We start from the raw sequence: 15334 nt of genomic DNA, 5'->3' as shown, positions 1-15334 counted from the left end.
GTATGTCTGAATGGTAAGGAGCATCAGAGATAATGATTGCCACTTGATTTTAAATTTGAAGATTTGTTTTTTCATTTTGTTAGAAACGTATATTTAACTATTATTGAAATAACTTTCTGCCAGTAGAAATGGGTTTATCCTTAACAAATCAGCATATGAAAAAAATCAACGTTATCATTACTGGATCCACAGGAATGATTGGGGAAGCAGTATTAGATCAATGTCTACAGCATCCTCAGGTGGAACATATATTGGTGCTCAATCGTAGAGTTTCGGGAGTTCAGCATCCCAAGCTTTTAGAAGTAGTCGTGTCGGACTTGTCACAACTCTCTTCCATAAAGGATATTTTACCCAATTATCATGCTTGCTTTTTTTGCATTGGAGTTTCTTCAATGGGGATGGATGAAGCAACTTTTACCCGAATGACATACACACTGACTATGGATTTTGCCAAAGCACTGGTGACGAATAATCCTGATATGACCTTTTGTTATATTTCTGGTGCTGGAACAGATAGTTCAGAGACAGGAAAAACTATGTGGGCAAGGGTAAAAGGCAAAACCGAGAATGATTTGCAGAAATTAGGCTTTAGCCACGTCTACAACTTCCGACCAGGCGCTTTGATTCCATATCTAGCGGTAAAACCAACCCAAACTTATCAGTCAGTGAAATATCTTAAATGGCTCTTAGTATTATTGCGTCCACTTTTTCCGAATGCTATATTAAGGCTATCAGATTTTGCTATTGCCATGATTAACAGCGCTCTAACAGGTTACTCAAAAACAATATTGGAGGCGAGTGATATAAAGAAACTATCGGAATTAAAGTAAATGCAGTTTTCCGAAAATAAAAAATCCCTGTAAGGATACATCATCTGTACAGGGATTTTTATAGAATATATTCTTACAAATTCTTAAAGGCATCCAATTCCAAAATCGACTTTGGTTTGAAAGGTTCGAGACTTTTGGTTTCGATTACATCAAAATTACGAATATCTACATAGTCATTATATTCTTCACTGGTGTTGATTATGACTCCCCCCAGCAAGAAAATACGCTCACAATGAAATTCATTTAAGCTCATACTTACCAGCTTTTTTATTTGCTTGTCTATGGCTGTGTAGGTATAATCCGTAATAGCTTTTTTAGGGTTTTCGGCGGTAAGAATTTTGTTCTTAAATGGCATTAAAGTTTGTTCCAATTGAATCTGCTGATAATCATAATGTACACTTTGTGGCACATACGTATCTACATCATCGTCACTCTGGAAACGTTCGAGCGCTAACATCAAAGCGCCACAGCTATTGGTCAAACGTTTTTGTCCAATACGACGCATTCGTCCTAATTCGCCCTCGTCGGTGATTCCAATATGTGGACCATAAAAAATAAAGGCATCACCGCCATCAGGAATATGGTGCGAAAAAGCCACCATGCCTGTAAAGCCAGAGTAAGGCAAACCTCCCAAACCACCCATCGTGAACGGTCGTGATAATACGCGACGAAAGTCTGTCGATACATTGACGTCATCAGAACAAACAGACGTGGCAAAAAGCATTTTTTTCAAGTCTGAATTGTATTCTTTTTCCAGCAAAGTCAAATAGCTTTCAGTAATATCATCGCCACTTTTGGCATTAGGATAGTGTACACTTACTTTTTTAGTGATTGCCATAGTTGAATATTTTGAATAAAAACAGTAAAAATCGGGCCTATTTTAGTTTTACAGGATATAAGGATAGACTGTCAAAATTATACAGGGTTTCTGTTATATAGGTCAAAAGCTCGAAATTACAATTTTTTCGTTTGGGACTTGAAATTACTGATAAAATGTCTCTAAGTTTGAATTAATTCATTTAAACAATTATAAAAATTCTAAAATCATTTATGAAAAAGTCGGCAATCCTCTTATCAATCCTATTATCAGCTGGTTTGGTTTCAAAATCATATTCTCAAAAAACACTGACTAAAATTTGGGAGACAGATACCCTTATTTCAACACCTGAATCAGTCGTTTTTGACACCAAATCAAAAGCATTATATGTAGCTTGTATCAATGGAGCACCAACGGCAACCAATGAAAAAAGCTTTATCTCGAAATTAGATTTAAACGGTAAAATTACCCAGTTAAAAGTAACAGAAAATCTTCATGCAGTGAAAGGATTGGATGTCTTGGATGGAAAGATTTATGTAGCTGAGATTTTTAAATTGGTGGAAATTGATGCCAAAACAGGACAAGTACTCCATAAGTATGAAGTTCCGAATGCGACTTTTTTGAATGGTGTGAGCGTTGATAAGAAAAACAAAATCGTGTATTTTACCGATATGCGTTCGGATAGACTTTGGAAGTTGGAAAAAGGACAGCTCGTAAAAGTAGCGGAAGGGGCACCTTTAAAAACACCTAATGGCGTATTTTTTGAAAATGATAAATTGATTATTGGTAACGGAGATGGTAAAATCTTAGCGCTCGATTTAAAAACGCAACTATATGCCACAATCGCAGAAGGTATGGGAGGATTGGACGGTATTTTGTCGGATGGACAAAAAGGCTATTTTGCCACCGAATGGAGAGGCAAGATTTGGCATATCAACCCAGAAGGCAAAACGCAATTGTTATTGGATACCGTAGATGCCAAAATGAATACTGCAGATATTGAATATATCCCTAGTCAAAAAACTTTATTGGTACCAACTTTCTGGAAAAATAAAGTGATAGCCTATAAAGTCAATTAGCCTTTGTCGGAGTTTTCTCCGACAAACCTCTCGCCAGCAACAGTATTCAAACCCCAAAACATTTTGATTAATTCAAACTATCCAACTATTTATCATGAAAAAACAACTCTTATATCTCTGTTCAATCATTCTATTGGTTGTTCATGTTGCGGTGGCGCAAGAAGTACCCAAAGAGCTGGAAAACATTATTTCGCCTGAAGTTAACGCTGATAGAACTGTCACTTTTCGTTTTTACGCACCCAAAGCTGATACCGTGCAAGTAACCTCAGATTTTTTACCACCAGTAAAAGTTATGAGTCGATTTGGTTTGGTTGATGGTCCTGGAACAATCAATTTGACAAAAGATAAAAACGGACTTTGGACCTACACATCCAAGCCTTTAGATTCTGAATTATATAGCTATTCATTTATCGTGGATGGTATCAAAACCAACGACCCAAACAGTCCCTACGCACTACGAAATTCGGCCTCGATGACTAATATCTTTATCGTCGATAAAGGCAGAGCAGATTTGTACAAAACTAACGATGTCCCACACGGAACAGTGACACATAATTGGTATCCATCTGCTGGATTGAAAATGAATAGAAGATTGACTATTTATACGCCAGCAGGTTATGAGCAGTCAAATGAAAAATACCCAGTTTTGTATCTTTTGCACGGAGCTGGTGGCGACGAGGAATCTTGGGCGGCTCACGGAAGAGCTATTCAAATTTTGGATAATTTAATAGCACAAGGCAAAGCTAAACCTATGATTGTTGTGATGCCAAACGGGAATGTAGTACAAGATGCTGGCTATGGTTATGGAAAAGATGGTTTTTATAAGCCACAATTTTTATTACCACAATCAATGAATGGGGTTTATGAAGCTAACTTTATGGATATTGTCAGTTATGTAGAAAAGACTTTTCGAGTAAAAAACAACAAAGAAAATCGTGCGATTGCAGGTTTGTCGATGGGAGGTTTTCATACGATGCACATTAGTCGATATTACCCTAATACCTTCGATTATGTGGGCTTATTTTCGGCAGCTATTATGCCTCGCGAAGATGCCACAGGTAAGGTTTATAGCAATATAGATGAAACACTAAAAGCTCAGAAAAACAACGGGTTGAAACTTTATTGGATTGCAATAGGCAAGGACGATTTTCTGTATCAAGCCAATATTGATTTTAAGAAAAAGCTAGATGGACTAGGCTTAAAATATGAATATCTTGAAACAGGAGAGGGGCATATTTGGAAAAACTGGAGAATCTATCTTGCTGAATTTGCGCCAAGATTGTTTAAATAATTCCTAAATGAGTTTTCCTTAGAGATGTTATGCTTTGCGTTTCTAGCCATTACGATTAGGGTGCGACTTAAGTCGAACCCTAATCGTAATGGATTTATTCACGAATAGTATTTACATTATTTAATGCCTTCGTGGCAATTTCATCTTTTCTTCTGAAGGAAATACTCTTATGATGGCGCTAGCCATTTGAATAGGATATTTAAGAAATATCGAGGAATTGGTCCGAGTGAGTTTGAGAGGAGGAGGAATATAAATTTGAGTAAAAAGGAAACATTAAAATGAAATTATCTTAAATGGGTTGGATACGAAATGAGCAACTGAAAGTACAGAGTAGGGAACTCTTTTTTACCCAAAATCTGTAATATCTACAAACAAACATATTATTGCCAAAAATATCATGAACTACCTAGCATATAAAACCCTATTCGAAGAGATTTTATCAGCCGAAACACCTGCTGCCCCTTACGATAAACCCGATTATCTGAACTACACTAAGCTTAACCAGTCTCGTATGAAACGTTGGGATAAGCATTTGGTATTGTCAGATGCTATTTTGAGCAAACTTCAAGAAATTACGTCGCCACAGCATTGGATTATCATTACCGAACCTTGGTGTGGTGATGCAGCGCATATTGTGCCGTTTTTGATTAAAATCACTGAACAAAATCCCTTGTTATCTTATGAAATTCAACTAAGAGATAGCGAACCATTTCTGATTGAGCAATATCTGACCAACGGAAAGAGCAAAAGTATTCCCAAATTGATAGCAAGAAACGAAGAGGGGAAAGATCTTTTCGTGTGGGGACCTCGTCCTGAGGGTGCACATCAGTTGATGGAAGAATTACACGAGGCAAAAGCGGATTTTGAAACCATTAAAATCAAATTACAAAACTGGTACAACGACGATAAAGGAGAGGAAATTTGTAAGGAATTGGCACAGTTGATTGGATAAGCTTTTCTTTTCGTAATTTTAAAATCTCATAGACTGTATGAGATTGTTTAAATAGACTATCATGATAAATATTAATTCTGAAACAACTTATCCAATAGAGAATACCCTTTTTTCATTTGCACTCGAGTCGGAAGCTGCGGATGTTTTTGAAGGACAAAACGTGGTATTTACAGGTATTGGAAAAGTAAATGCGGCTTACGAACTAACCAAAGTAATTCACCAACAAAAGCCTGCGCTGATTGTCAATCTTGGAACGGCAGGTAGCAACTATTTTGCCAAAGGTGAAGTAATCTGCTGTACCAAATTTGTGCAAAGAGATATGGATGTGCGTGGTTTAGGATTTCAATTGTACGAAACACCGCTTTCGGGCGTACCTCCATTATTGGAATATGGTCTGGAGATGGAAGGACTCAAATTAGGAATCTGTGGTACAGGAGATAGCTTTGAAATGGGACATTCCGAAACCATTTATAATGTCGTAGATATGGAAGCCTATGCATTAGCGCTGATTGCCCAAAAAGAAAATATCCCGTTTTTGTGTCTAAAATACATTTCTGATGGCGCCGACGATAACGCTGCCGAGGACTGGACAGAACAAGTTCATAAAGCAGCAGTGGCGTATGGTAAATTGTTGAAGATTTTGAAATAAGCCTTTCACAAAAGCTTTATTTCGGACTGCACCATAACCTAATTTGAAGCTTAATCTTTGCCTCAGAATTAACTTTACACACTTTAATAGTCGGGCATAAGATATAGCTTGGATATACTGCTTCAAAATTATCTGGCACTACAATATTTGAAATTTGTAATGCCAAATAATTTTGGAGGAATCAGTTTTATATTATTAACAGTAACTAAATCAGCTGTTTAGCATAGTCTACTAATCCTTCAAGCCAATCTTGATGACCGTTTATCATCGGGTTGGGCTTTGTTTTTGCTAATTCTTTCGCGGGATTTCCAATTTGTGTCTCTTGCGTTAAAATTCTTACTCTTCCTCCTTCTAAGTCCTCGATGAGCCAAGCATGAATCACGTCCAATCTTGTTTCTGCATCACCCTCAGCCCAACCATGCCATGCTAATCTTGCTGGCTCTCCTTCCACAGGAGGAACAAATTCGGTCACTTGTGCCTCAATCGGAAAACCAAATGTCTTAAAACGAAAACGGATATCTGCGGTTAATTGCTTGTATTCTGCATTAAGTAACTCAATGTCAGATGAGTTACGATAGTATTTTGGCCACTCGAAAGGATTAGCTAATAGAGGCCAAATATCGCTGGTTTTTAATCCTGATACAATTACTTCGTTAGAACAAAAATTGTCTGTTGTTCCGGGTAAATAGCCCTCTGGCCAGATGATTGAATTTTGCATTTTTTTATACTATTAAAATTATAGTTGCAAAACTAAGTTTAGTATATTTAATTTGAAATAACTATCAAAATAGATAGTCTAAAGAATATGAATACAGAATGTAAAAGCGATACTGTTGCACTCAACGGAAAGGAATATCCTTGTACGGTTAGTTTAACAATGGATTTAATAGGAGGGAAATGGAAGGCAGTCATTCTCTATCACTTGATAGAAGGGAGTCTGCGTTTCAATGAATTATGCAAAGCGATTCCGACTGTTACAGAAATGACCATTAGTTTACAATTAAAGCAACTAGAAAAAGATGGCTTAGTAACAAGAACTGTATATGGCGACAAACCGCCTATCAGAGTAACATATGAGCTAACGACTTTGGGTAAATCCCTTATCCCTTTGTTAAAAGCAATTACCGAATGGGGCAATACGGTGGTGCTTAATCAGGGGATATTTGTATAGTTTTATCCATTAACACGAAATTACTTTTGATTGAGATATGCTCTAAACTCTATGCAATAAGCACTTGGTTCAAAATTGCCCTCATTCTGATTGATGGACAATTTTGGATTAACTAATTCACGACTTAGTGTATGAACTCATTTTTAAGACTTTAAAACTGTTTTTACTAAATATATTGAAAAAGACCCGAATTCAATTTTTTCGTTGTATCCAGTATTAGGTAGATATTTAGTATATGGCTTTTAGCCATGAGCTTTGTACAAAAGTATGTCTTGGGTTTTTAAAAACATTTTAAAACTATTTTCCTTGTGCCTGTTGTCTAAACCACATACTCTTAAATGGTGCGTTTCAACTCCCTTTTTTTCCGCTTCACTTCCTTTGCAGTTTAAATTTTCAATAAAACATTAGGCGAATCCGTATTATTGATTCAAGAAAAGCTTAAATATATTTTCATTGAGAATCGTACTTATGTAGACCTCATGCTTACTCGAAAGTATTTTAAGTGATAAGTAAAATAAAAGATTAATTTAATAGTATATATGAGGCAAAATTTTACTGTAATCTTTTGAATATATATGTCCTCAAATAACCAATATACTGTTAACTAATAACGTTTTCCTACTTATTCTAAATTCATTTTAAATTTTTTATTAAACTCATAAAAAATGAAAACCCATCTTATCAATTTTTGCATCATTGTCGGTTTGGCACTTTGTTCATTTACATTTCTCAAGAAAGACCTAAGTTTTCAAGCGCAAAAGTATGTTACTCAAACACTTACTTTTGGCGAAAAAACCTTTAAGGTAAGAGCCTATGAAAATATCATTTATGTTGCGAATCCTGTAGATACAGTATACCAAAAAATGAATATCTATATTCCGGAAGAGTACTTTTCAGGGAAAAAAATAAATGGCTACGCAGCTGAAACAGCTCCCATTTTTTTTCCCAACAAAGTAGGTGGATATATGCCCGCACAACCTGCAACCCTCAAAGAAATGCCAATGGGAGGTAATCGCCCGCCAATGAATGGAATGACACCCATGGGCGAGAGAAGACCTGATGGGGCACCAGCCATGCCACAAGCAAAACATTCAACGGTAGTTGCTGCCTTAGCCAAAGGCTATGTAGTGGCTTCGGCAGGAGCAAGGGGACGTACTTTGAAAGCAAGTAATGGCGAATACACAGGTAAAGCACCAGCGGGTATTGTAGATTTAAAAGCTGCGGTACGCTACTTGAAATTTAATGATAAACTGATGCCCGGCGATGCCAATAAAATCATTTCGAATGGCACAAGTGCAGGCGGTGCTATGTCGACTTTAGTTGGGGCAACGGGCAATAATCCAGACTATGAGCCTTGCTTAAAAGCAATAGGGGCAGCCAATGGAACAGACGATGTCTTTGCTGTTTCTGCCTATTGTCCAATTACCAACTTGGACCATGCTGATATGGCGTATGAATGGCAGTTTAATGGCTACAATACCTACAAAAGGGGTGGACCCATGCAGGCGAAAAATAGCGATGCACCATCTGTGTTGAGTGAAGAGCAAATAAAGATATCGGGACAGTTGAAAACGCTTTTTCCTACTTATATAAACAGCCTAAACCTCAAGGATAGCAAGGGGAAATCTTTAACTTTGGATGCAGACGGAAATGGGAGTTTTAAAGATTTAGTGATTAATTATGTAATCGCTTCGGCACAAAAAGCCTTGGATGCTGGAAAAGATATGTCAAGCTATGCGTTCTTGAAAGTTAGTGGCAATCAAGTTACAGGCTTAGATTTTGGTGCGTATGTTAGCTATATGGAGCGCATGAAAACTCCTCCAGCCTTTGATGCTCTAGACCTTTCAACAGGCGAGAATATGCTATTTGGTTCGGCTACGATTGATAAGCAGCATTTTACAGAGTTTGGTCAAAAAAACGCCATCGGTGAGGCTTCGAGAGTAGATGAGGTATTCGTGAAAATGATGAACCCCATGTATTATTTAGGTCAAAAAAATACCACAAATGCCAAACACTGGCGTATCAGACACGGCTCCAAAGACAAAGATACATCGCTCGCTATCTCTGTGATATTGACTACGGCATTACAAAACAAGGGTATTGATGCTAATTTGGAATTTCCGTGGGACAAACCCCATAGCGGCGATTATGATCTTGATGAATTATTTGCTTGGATAGATGGGCTTTGTAAATAAGAAAGACAAAGTGTTTGAAACCTCCTGATGAATTGATATTGCTCCATCGGGAGGTTTTAAAAAAATGGCTAAAATTGTCGAGACATAAAATTTGATTCAGCGAATAATATTTCACCTTTCCCAGTGCTTTCTTCTTTAAATTTTATGGATTTTGTACCATCATCAAAGTAGGTCATGGTGTTAGGATTATAGTTGAACATCCATGATAGATGAAGCATAAGAAGTATTTTTTTGTTGTTAAGCGTTCCTTTCAAACGATCTATTCGGGAAATATCCTCAATGGTTTGATTGAAATTGTTTTGTACTACCAAAATGAATTCTGAAGGGACATTTTCAGAAAAAGCTATGGTCTTTACATTGCTTTTTTCGTCAAAAGAGATTAAAAATGAGAAAGTGCCCTGAAAAGAATGTACACTTTTCATGAAAGTTCGCTTAAAAGTACTCTTCATTCCATTCGATACAGACTCCGATACACGTCGATCACCCCAAAATAAGTTTGTGAAAATTGAAGCAGTCTGACAATCTATTTCAGAAGGATATTTATCTTGAGCTCTTTTAACCCATTTATTTATTTTTTTCCATTGAATTGAATCAGGCTGATAAGAGGATGTTTGCGCCATGATACTTTGTGCAATGGAGATTAGAAGAATAGAAAGGGTAAGATGTAGTTTAAGGTTTTTCATAGTAAAAGTTATTTAGGTGAATTGAGATGAGTAAAGTTAAAAATTTCTATTCAAATCGCAATTGTTAACCTACCTCCCCAACTGACCTATTTCCGAAAACATAGCCCTAAAGCAATTGGCGGAGGTGTTTTCTTCAGTAGGCTTGGTAGTGTTTTTTCCATAAAACTCGTCCATAAAAGATTCTGCACTAGACCACACTGTTTGCATCATTCCTTGAAAATGGGGTTTCATCACCGCTGTGGAGGATTGGCGAAATCTGACCATATCTTGTGTTTGAATCACAGCGAATTTGGGCATTCTCCATGGACAAGTAATGACATTGAATCCTTTCATCGCAAAATAAACTGCCGTTTGGTCGGGTCTTTCATAATGCCAATCGCAGATAGTTACATCTTTGGCAATCAAATCAATGGCTCGATGTGTGTTGTTAAAACTTCCTTCCCACATACCGATACCTGTGGTTTTGCCATCGATTAGTCTGTCGCCCCAAATCCAAAGCTTTCGGTTTTTGAGTGCTAAATGATTTCTAATTTCGTTGACTTCACCTGCAAATAATTCTGCCTTGTCTTTCCCTGAACATCGAGGACATTTGTCGTCTCCAATGTAAAAGACTTCATCCATTCCCGCATGAAAAGCATCCGTTTCAAAAACATCACAGATTTCGTCCATTAGCTCAAATACTATTTTATGAACGTTTGGATGAAGTGGGCAATAGCTTTTGCAGTACAAACCGTCAGAATTAGGCCACACGTATTTTTCTGGCATTTTGACCCAAGGCGTTTCATCAAATTCGGGATAAACTCTCAATAAATTGTGCGTAGTGCTCGCCCATGATTGGTGCCCCAATAGATTAATCTGGGGAATAAGTCGAATATTGTTTTTCTTACAAATACTGACCAATTTTTTGATATCTTTTTTAGAAAGAGCCTCTGGGTCGCGAAGTTCAGGATGACTTTCAAACTGGTAGTTGTAATCTACACGAAGCAGTAAAGTATTTACTTGACGGCTCACCAATTCTTCTTGGATAAATTTGATGAAATCATCGACTCTCTGAGTTTTTGGGGCGGTAATACAAAAACCGCGAGTAGGAATCAAGCTATCTATTTTGGACTGTGAGAATATTGTGGAGTTGATTAAAACTCCTATTAATAGAAATAGGAAACGCGAAAATTTTGTCATAATGAAGCTGAATTTAGAAATTGGGTTGAGTACGCAATTTGCTTAAATTCAGTTCTGCATGCAAATGTCTAACAGATAAGGCAGGGTAGGCAAAAAGAAGTTGAAAGGATAAGTTTATAAACCAATAAAGCTCTAAACACTAGAGCTTTATTGGAAATGAAATTATGAGAGTTTTTTACGTAAAGCTATTATTTGAAATGTTGTGCCAACCAAAAATAAGACAAGACAAATGCCGACTAATTTTGCCACTAATGGGTCATCTGGACTACTTGCCCATGGATGTTCTAATGGTAGACGAGTTGTTGTTTCTGTTACACCAGGTACTAAATGGAAAAAGAACGTCAAGGAATAGCCAATTTTCTCGATATAAGGTGAATATTTTCCGAGTGGTTGACTCGATTTTTGTGCTAGATAAATTAGTCCTAACACTGCCAACGTAATAATCCCAAGTACATGTGGCTTGCCAAATCCACCATGTTGAAAAATGCCAAAACCTGTCAGACAGGTAAGAATTGTGGTAATAACATACGTTTTACCAATTGAATTATTCCACGTGATTTCTTTTAGTTTAATAAGAGAAATAGCACCAGAAAAAACAGCTATAAGGCTGATTAATGTGTGAATGATTCCAAGAGAGGTAAGTCCAAACATCATATTTGTAGGGTTTAGGAAATGAAGAGATACATTTACCTAAATATACAAAAAAGCAGAATTGTTTTGTAAGTTGCTGTATAATAGAGTGTTATTTCTTTTAATGGGCGTCTTAAGTCGCCCACTAAAAGAAATAAGGGTATTGATAAAGACATATTTTAACCACAAATACCCTGTTCCGTAAGTCTAGTTACCTCCACTTTTTACGCGATTTTTTTCGTCTTCCAAACCTGTATTTCGCTGTCTTGCTCCTGCAATTTTGCTATTTCCAAAACGATATGAAAAATTGATACGTACCACACGACTTTCCCATTTGTTTCTCAACTGAACGTCGATATCATTAAAAAGGAAAACACCATTAAAACGTTGGGTCCAGAAAATATCATTGATATTTAATTTAACAGAGGCTTTGTCATTCATCATTTTTTTCTGAATGCCAAAAGATACGGCTCCCATCGGATTTCCAGCGAGTTGACCTTCAATAAATGGCGACAGATACCACCCACTCAATTCCACCGAATATTTGCGAGGTAAGGTAAATTGATGTGTCATATTGGCTGTGTAGCTAGTCGCACGGGCATTAAAGGGTTCAAAAACAGTGGTTGATGATCCATCAGCCGCAATGGTGGTTTTGGGAATATCTCCAACATAATGATTATTGTACAAATTAAAATAGGAATTGCTAAACCACCACTTGGTAATAGGCAACGGCAAAGAAAAAGAAATCCCAAGATTTTCTACATACCCAATATTTATTTTGGTGGCATTGGTAGTCTTTAGCGCATTGTTTTGCTCCAAGATTTGAGTCATTACACCTTCAGTTTTGCTATAATTGATAGTAGTAGTAAAACTCTCCTTGTAAGTATGTGATACCTCAAAAGCGTTGGTATATTGAGGTTGTAACAACTCGTTGCCACGTTGATAAGTATATGGGTCCAAGAAAAATAGGAAAGGATTCAAATCCTCATAGCTTGGTCGGTCGATACGTCGACTGAAAGAATACCCCAACTGATGATTTTTAGCCAATTTTTGACGGAAAAATATACTTGGGAAAAAGTTGGTATAATGTCTATCAAGCAAATCTTTTCCCAATAAAGTCCCTTGTCCGTTGGTGTTTTCCATGCGTAATCCTAATTGCATATTTAGCCTTTTGAATTCTTTAGAATAGTTGATATAGGCAGCATTAATGTTTTCTTTATACACAAAATTACGGGTGCGAGAGGGGTCAAGCACAGGCGTGTTATTGTCACCAACCAAGAAATCAAAACGCATATCGTTATTCGAGTTGACGTAGCTACTTTTTAGGCCAGCCTCAAATTTTGAAGTCTTGTTAATGGGATAAATTAAGTCAATTTTTAAGGAGTAAATATTGATTTTTGAGCCTGTTAAACCATCTTCATTGCGAGTTTCACGTAGGATGTTCTGAGTATCATATTTCGAAGTTCGATATTTCATCGAGTTATCAGCATCATAGCGAGCATAGTCCAAATCTGCGGTGATTTCTCTTCCAGTAGAATCAATTACGTGCTTGAAGTTCAGATTTGTGGAATAGTTCGCCCATTTATCTCTAATAATTCCTAGTGTTACCGACGTAGTGTCCAATTGATTCATGGCATTTTTGATGGCTGTTTGGTTATTTCTGTCGGTGTTCCAATTGCCATTCATGCCATTAAACAAGAAACCAATGGTATTTTTTTATCAAGAAAATAATCTGCTCCAATTTTATAAGCCAACGAATTATTCCTTCGTTTCTCGTCTGCCGACTGATTAAAACTTGATATTACTTTTCCGTTTTCGAAGAATTTTCTATCAATTTCTTGTAATTGAAAACTTTGGCGGTCGTTTGCCGAGAAATTGCCAAATATATTAAGCTTTTCTTTGCGGTAATTAAGGTTTACACTAGCATTTTCTTTGGGTAATGACTGATAAAATCCATAACCTAATCCAAGATTGGCAGAACCATTGAATCCTAAATTTTGATTTTTTTCAAGCGAATATTAATCACGCCTGCATTGCCTGCGGCATCGTATTTGGCAGGTGGATTTGTCATAATTTCAATCTTGTCCAACTGGGTCGATTGCATATTGCGAAGCATATTTGCCAAATCACTGGATGACATATACGTTGGTTTTCCGTCAAGCATTACCATGACATTTTGTTTACCTTTCAGGGAAATATTTCCATCTTTATCGACCGTTACGCCAGGTGATTTTTCCAAAATCTCAATAGCGGTATTTCCTGCAGAAACAACGGAGTTTTCAACATTGACAATGGTCTTGTCAATTTGTTGTTCGATAAATGGCTTTTTAGCAGTAACCACTACTTCGTTTAGTTCCTTTGATTCTTCGATCAATATCAAATTGGAAAGCCTGAGCGATGGGTTTTCTGGTGAAAGAGTCAATTTTGGCGTGTAAAACTTCTGATAACCTAACTGAGAAATAGCGATTAAATAGTTGTCAAACTTGATTTTTTCAAATTCAAACGTACCGTTAGCATCTGCCAACGCGCCTTTGACTAAACTAGAATCTTTGGCTTGTAAAAGTGTAATGGTCGCAAATTCTACAATTTTATTTTTGTTGTCTGTAACCTGTCCCGTGATTTTCCCCTGTGCCTGAACCCTCAAGTTAGATAAAGTCATTAAAGTCAGAAGAGCGTAAAAAAATGTTTTCATGATTGAGAAGAATTAAGTTTAGTTGTAAGCTTTTATTTTTTGATAGGTGCAAGATATTTAATGCTTGGATGCAAGAATTTTTGAATAGGTTACAAGCGAATACAAAAAATCCCAGCAGAAGGGCGAATCTGCTGGGATTAAATAGAATACTACGATTCTTTAAAATGGCATTTATATTTCTTGATGCAACACTATAGCCGTATTTTACGCTTTTGTTTCAATGGTCAAGTTTTCTCAAAGTCTTATTCAACTAATTAAAGTACTGCCTAAATTCCAAGGGTGTTTGTTTAGTCTTTTGCTTAAACAGTTTATTAAAAGATTGTGAATGCTCAAAGCCCAACTGAAAAGCGATTTCACTCACCGATAAATTAGTAGTACTCAAGTACTGCTTTGCATGGTCTATTAACCTATTTTGAATATGTTGCTGAGTGTTTTGAGTAGTATGAATTCTCAAAATTGTCCCCAAATAGTTTGGAGAAATATGGAGTTGTTCAGCTATATCAGAAACCGAAGGGATTCCTTTTTCGGATAAGGCATTCTGTGCAAAATATTTATCGAGAATTTGCTCAAACCTATCCAAAAGTTCAAACGACGTTTTTTTCCTTGTATGAAATTGTCGTTCATAAAACCGTTCAGCGTAAATCAATAATAGTTCGAGTTGAGTTATAATTAAATCCTGACTAAACCTATCTATGTTGGCTTGGTATTCGGCTTGTATTTTTTGAAGAATTTCAACCATAATGTTTTCCTCTTTGTCTGACATAAACAAAGCTTCATTGACAGCATAATTGAAAAAATCGTAAGATTTAATTTTGCTACTCAGATTTGTGTTCCATAAAAAGTCAGGATGAATTATTAAAAGCCAACCTGTAGGTTCAACCTCCAAATGGGGATTAATCTCTACTTTCAAGCATTGGAGTGGCGCTACAAAACTTAACAGACCTGTATTGAAATCATATTGCGTTTGTCCATAATTAAACTTTCCAGAGACATTTCGTTTTAATCCGATCGTATAAAAATTTTGAATCCATTTCATTTGTACACCCAAATCAGGATATTTTACCTTGCTGTAGTCAATCAAACTAATCAGTGGGTGTTCGGGGTTGGGTAACTGGCAAAATGTATGAAATTCTGCGATGGTATTAAAACGAAATGTATGCTCCATT

Annotated in this window: 15 protein-coding genes; 7 read left to right on the top strand and 8 right to left on the bottom strand. The window is 36.6% G+C overall.

Annotated features, from left to right (window positions below; all coding sequences use genetic code 11):
- Positions 1-155 precede the first annotated feature (155 nt).
- Positions 156-830, top strand: coding sequence for an NAD-dependent epimerase/dehydratase family protein (locus BWI92_RS16825; protein WP_095164580.1), 675 nt, complete (start codon positions 156-158; stop codon positions 828-830).
- A gap of 73 nt (positions 831-903) precedes the next feature.
- Here BWI92_RS16825 and BWI92_RS16820 read toward each other — a convergent pair whose 3' ends face one another.
- A complete protein-coding gene (locus BWI92_RS16820) occupies positions 904-1668 on the bottom strand; it encodes a hypothetical protein (protein ID WP_095164579.1) in 765 nt (254 codons plus the stop codon).
- Positions 1669-1880: 212 nt separating this feature from the next.
- Between BWI92_RS16820 and BWI92_RS16815 the strand changes: the two genes are divergently transcribed.
- From BWI92_RS16815 to BWI92_RS16800, 4 genes are all read left to right on the top strand, one after another.
- A complete protein-coding gene (locus tag BWI92_RS16815; RefSeq protein ID WP_095164578.1) occupies positions 1881-2726 on the top strand; it encodes an SMP-30/gluconolactonase/LRE family protein in 846 nt (281 codons plus the stop codon).
- A gap of 94 nt (positions 2727-2820) precedes the next feature.
- Positions 2821-4017 (top strand): esterase, encoded by a 1197-nt coding sequence (locus tag BWI92_RS16810; RefSeq protein WP_095164577.1) that lies wholly within the window; start codon positions 2821-2823, stop codon positions 4015-4017.
- A gap of 397 nt (positions 4018-4414) precedes the next feature.
- Positions 4415-4969: a thioredoxin family protein gene (locus tag BWI92_RS16805; protein ID WP_095164575.1), complete on the top strand. Its 555-nt coding sequence runs from the start codon at positions 4415-4417 to the stop codon at positions 4967-4969.
- Between the two features lie 61 nt (positions 4970-5030).
- Positions 5031-5618 (top strand): 5'-methylthioadenosine/S-adenosylhomocysteine nucleosidase, encoded by a 588-nt coding sequence (locus tag BWI92_RS16800; RefSeq protein ID WP_095164573.1) that lies wholly within the window; start codon positions 5031-5033, stop codon positions 5616-5618.
- A 205-nt stretch (positions 5619-5823) separates the two neighbouring features.
- On the opposite strand, the gene BWI92_RS16795 is transcribed toward BWI92_RS16800, so the two are convergent.
- On the bottom strand, positions 5824-6336 hold the full coding sequence (locus BWI92_RS16795; RefSeq protein WP_095164571.1) for a polyketide cyclase: 513 nt from the start codon (positions 6334-6336) through the stop codon (positions 5824-5826).
- An 87-nt stretch (positions 6337-6423) separates the two neighbouring features.
- Between BWI92_RS16795 and BWI92_RS16790 the strand changes: the two genes are divergently transcribed.
- Both BWI92_RS16790 and BWI92_RS16785 read left to right on the top strand, forming a co-directional pair.
- A complete protein-coding gene (locus BWI92_RS16790; RefSeq protein WP_095164569.1) occupies positions 6424-6789 on the top strand; it encodes a helix-turn-helix domain-containing protein in 366 nt (121 codons plus the stop codon).
- Positions 6790-7454: 665 nt separating this feature from the next.
- Positions 7455-8984, top strand: a complete 1530-nt coding sequence (locus BWI92_RS16785) for a subtype B tannase (RefSeq protein ID WP_095164567.1) — start codon at positions 7455-7457, stop codon at positions 8982-8984.
- 68 nt (positions 8985-9052) lie between these two features.
- Here the strand turns inward: BWI92_RS16785 and BWI92_RS16780 are convergent, their stop codons facing one another.
- The 6 genes from BWI92_RS16780 to BWI92_RS16755 all read right to left on the bottom strand — a co-directional run bounded on the left by BWI92_RS16780 (position 9053) and on the right by BWI92_RS16755 (position 15333).
- Positions 9053-9667 (bottom strand): hypothetical protein, encoded by a 615-nt coding sequence (locus BWI92_RS16780; RefSeq protein ID WP_095164565.1) that lies wholly within the window; start codon positions 9665-9667, stop codon positions 9053-9055.
- 69 nt (positions 9668-9736) lie between these two features.
- Positions 9737-10846 (bottom strand): family 20 glycosylhydrolase, encoded by a 1110-nt coding sequence (locus BWI92_RS16775; RefSeq protein ID WP_095164563.1) that lies wholly within the window; start codon positions 10844-10846, stop codon positions 9737-9739.
- A gap of 162 nt (positions 10847-11008) precedes the next feature.
- Positions 11009-11500: a hypothetical protein gene (locus tag BWI92_RS16770; RefSeq protein ID WP_205749666.1), complete on the bottom strand. Its 492-nt coding sequence runs from the start codon at positions 11498-11500 to the stop codon at positions 11009-11011.
- A gap of 183 nt (positions 11501-11683) precedes the next feature.
- Complete coding sequence (locus tag BWI92_RS16765; protein WP_095164559.1) at positions 11684-13162, bottom strand: outer membrane beta-barrel family protein; 1479 nt, start codon at positions 13160-13162, stop codon at positions 11684-11686.
- Between the two features lie 304 nt (positions 13163-13466).
- A complete protein-coding gene (locus BWI92_RS16760) occupies positions 13467-14168 on the bottom strand; it encodes a carboxypeptidase-like regulatory domain-containing protein (protein WP_095164557.1) in 702 nt (233 codons plus the stop codon).
- Positions 14169-14418: 250 nt separating this feature from the next.
- Positions 14419-15333, bottom strand: coding sequence for an AraC family transcriptional regulator (locus tag BWI92_RS16755; protein WP_095164555.1), 915 nt, complete (start codon positions 15331-15333; stop codon positions 14419-14421).
- Between the last annotated feature and the right edge of the window lies 1 nt (position 15334).

It is taken from the genome of Flectobacillus sp. BAB-3569 (assembly GCF_002270355.1).
Taxonomy (GTDB): Bacteria; Bacteroidota; Bacteroidia; order Cytophagales; family Spirosomataceae; genus Flectobacillus; species Flectobacillus roseus.
The sequence above is the reverse complement of the archived record's forward strand: the minus strand, read 5'-3'. Positions and strand labels throughout refer to the sequence as shown.

Bases quoted from the DNA above. Each gene is read 5' to 3' on its own strand.
- BWI92_RS16825 (WP_095164580.1), top strand. From the start codon at position 156: ATGAAAAAAATCAACGTTATCATTACTGGATCCACAGGAATGATTGGG.
- BWI92_RS16820 (WP_095164579.1), bottom strand. From the start codon at position 1,668: ATGGCAATCACTAAAAAAGTAAGTGTACACTATCCTAATGCCAAAAGT.
- BWI92_RS16815 (WP_095164578.1), top strand. From the start codon at position 1,881: ATGAAAAAGTCGGCAATCCTCTTATCAATCCTATTATCAGCTGGTTTG.
- BWI92_RS16810 (WP_095164577.1), top strand. From the start codon at position 2,821: ATGAAAAAACAACTCTTATATCTCTGTTCAATCATTCTATTGGTTGTT.
- BWI92_RS16805 (WP_095164575.1), top strand. From the start codon at position 4,415: ATGAACTACCTAGCATATAAAACCCTATTCGAAGAGATTTTATCAGCC.
- BWI92_RS16800 (WP_095164573.1), top strand. From the start codon at position 5,031: ATGATAAATATTAATTCTGAAACAACTTATCCAATAGAGAATACCCTT.
- BWI92_RS16795 (WP_095164571.1), bottom strand. From the start codon at position 6,336: ATGCAAAATTCAATCATCTGGCCAGAGGGCTATTTACCCGGAACAACA.
- BWI92_RS16790 (WP_095164569.1), top strand. From the start codon at position 6,424: ATGAATACAGAATGTAAAAGCGATACTGTTGCACTCAACGGAAAGGAA.
- BWI92_RS16785 (WP_095164567.1), top strand. From the start codon at position 7,455: ATGAAAACCCATCTTATCAATTTTTGCATCATTGTCGGTTTGGCACTT.
- BWI92_RS16780 (WP_095164565.1), bottom strand. From the start codon at position 9,667: ATGAAAAACCTTAAACTACATCTTACCCTTTCTATTCTTCTAATCTCC.
- BWI92_RS16775 (WP_095164563.1), bottom strand. From the start codon at position 10,846: ATGACAAAATTTTCGCGTTTCCTATTTCTATTAATAGGAGTTTTAATC.
- BWI92_RS16770 (WP_205749666.1), bottom strand. From the start codon at position 11,500: ATGATGTTTGGACTTACCTCTCTTGGAATCATTCACACATTAATCAGC.
- BWI92_RS16765 (WP_095164559.1), bottom strand. From the start codon at position 13,162: ATGAATGGCAATTGGAACACCGACAGAAATAACCAAACAGCCATCAAA.
- BWI92_RS16760 (WP_095164557.1), bottom strand. From the start codon at position 14,168: ATGAAAACATTTTTTTACGCTCTTCTGACTTTAATGACTTTATCTAAC.
- BWI92_RS16755 (WP_095164555.1), bottom strand. From the start codon at position 15,333: ATGGAGCATACATTTCGTTTTAATACCATCGCAGAATTTCATACATTT.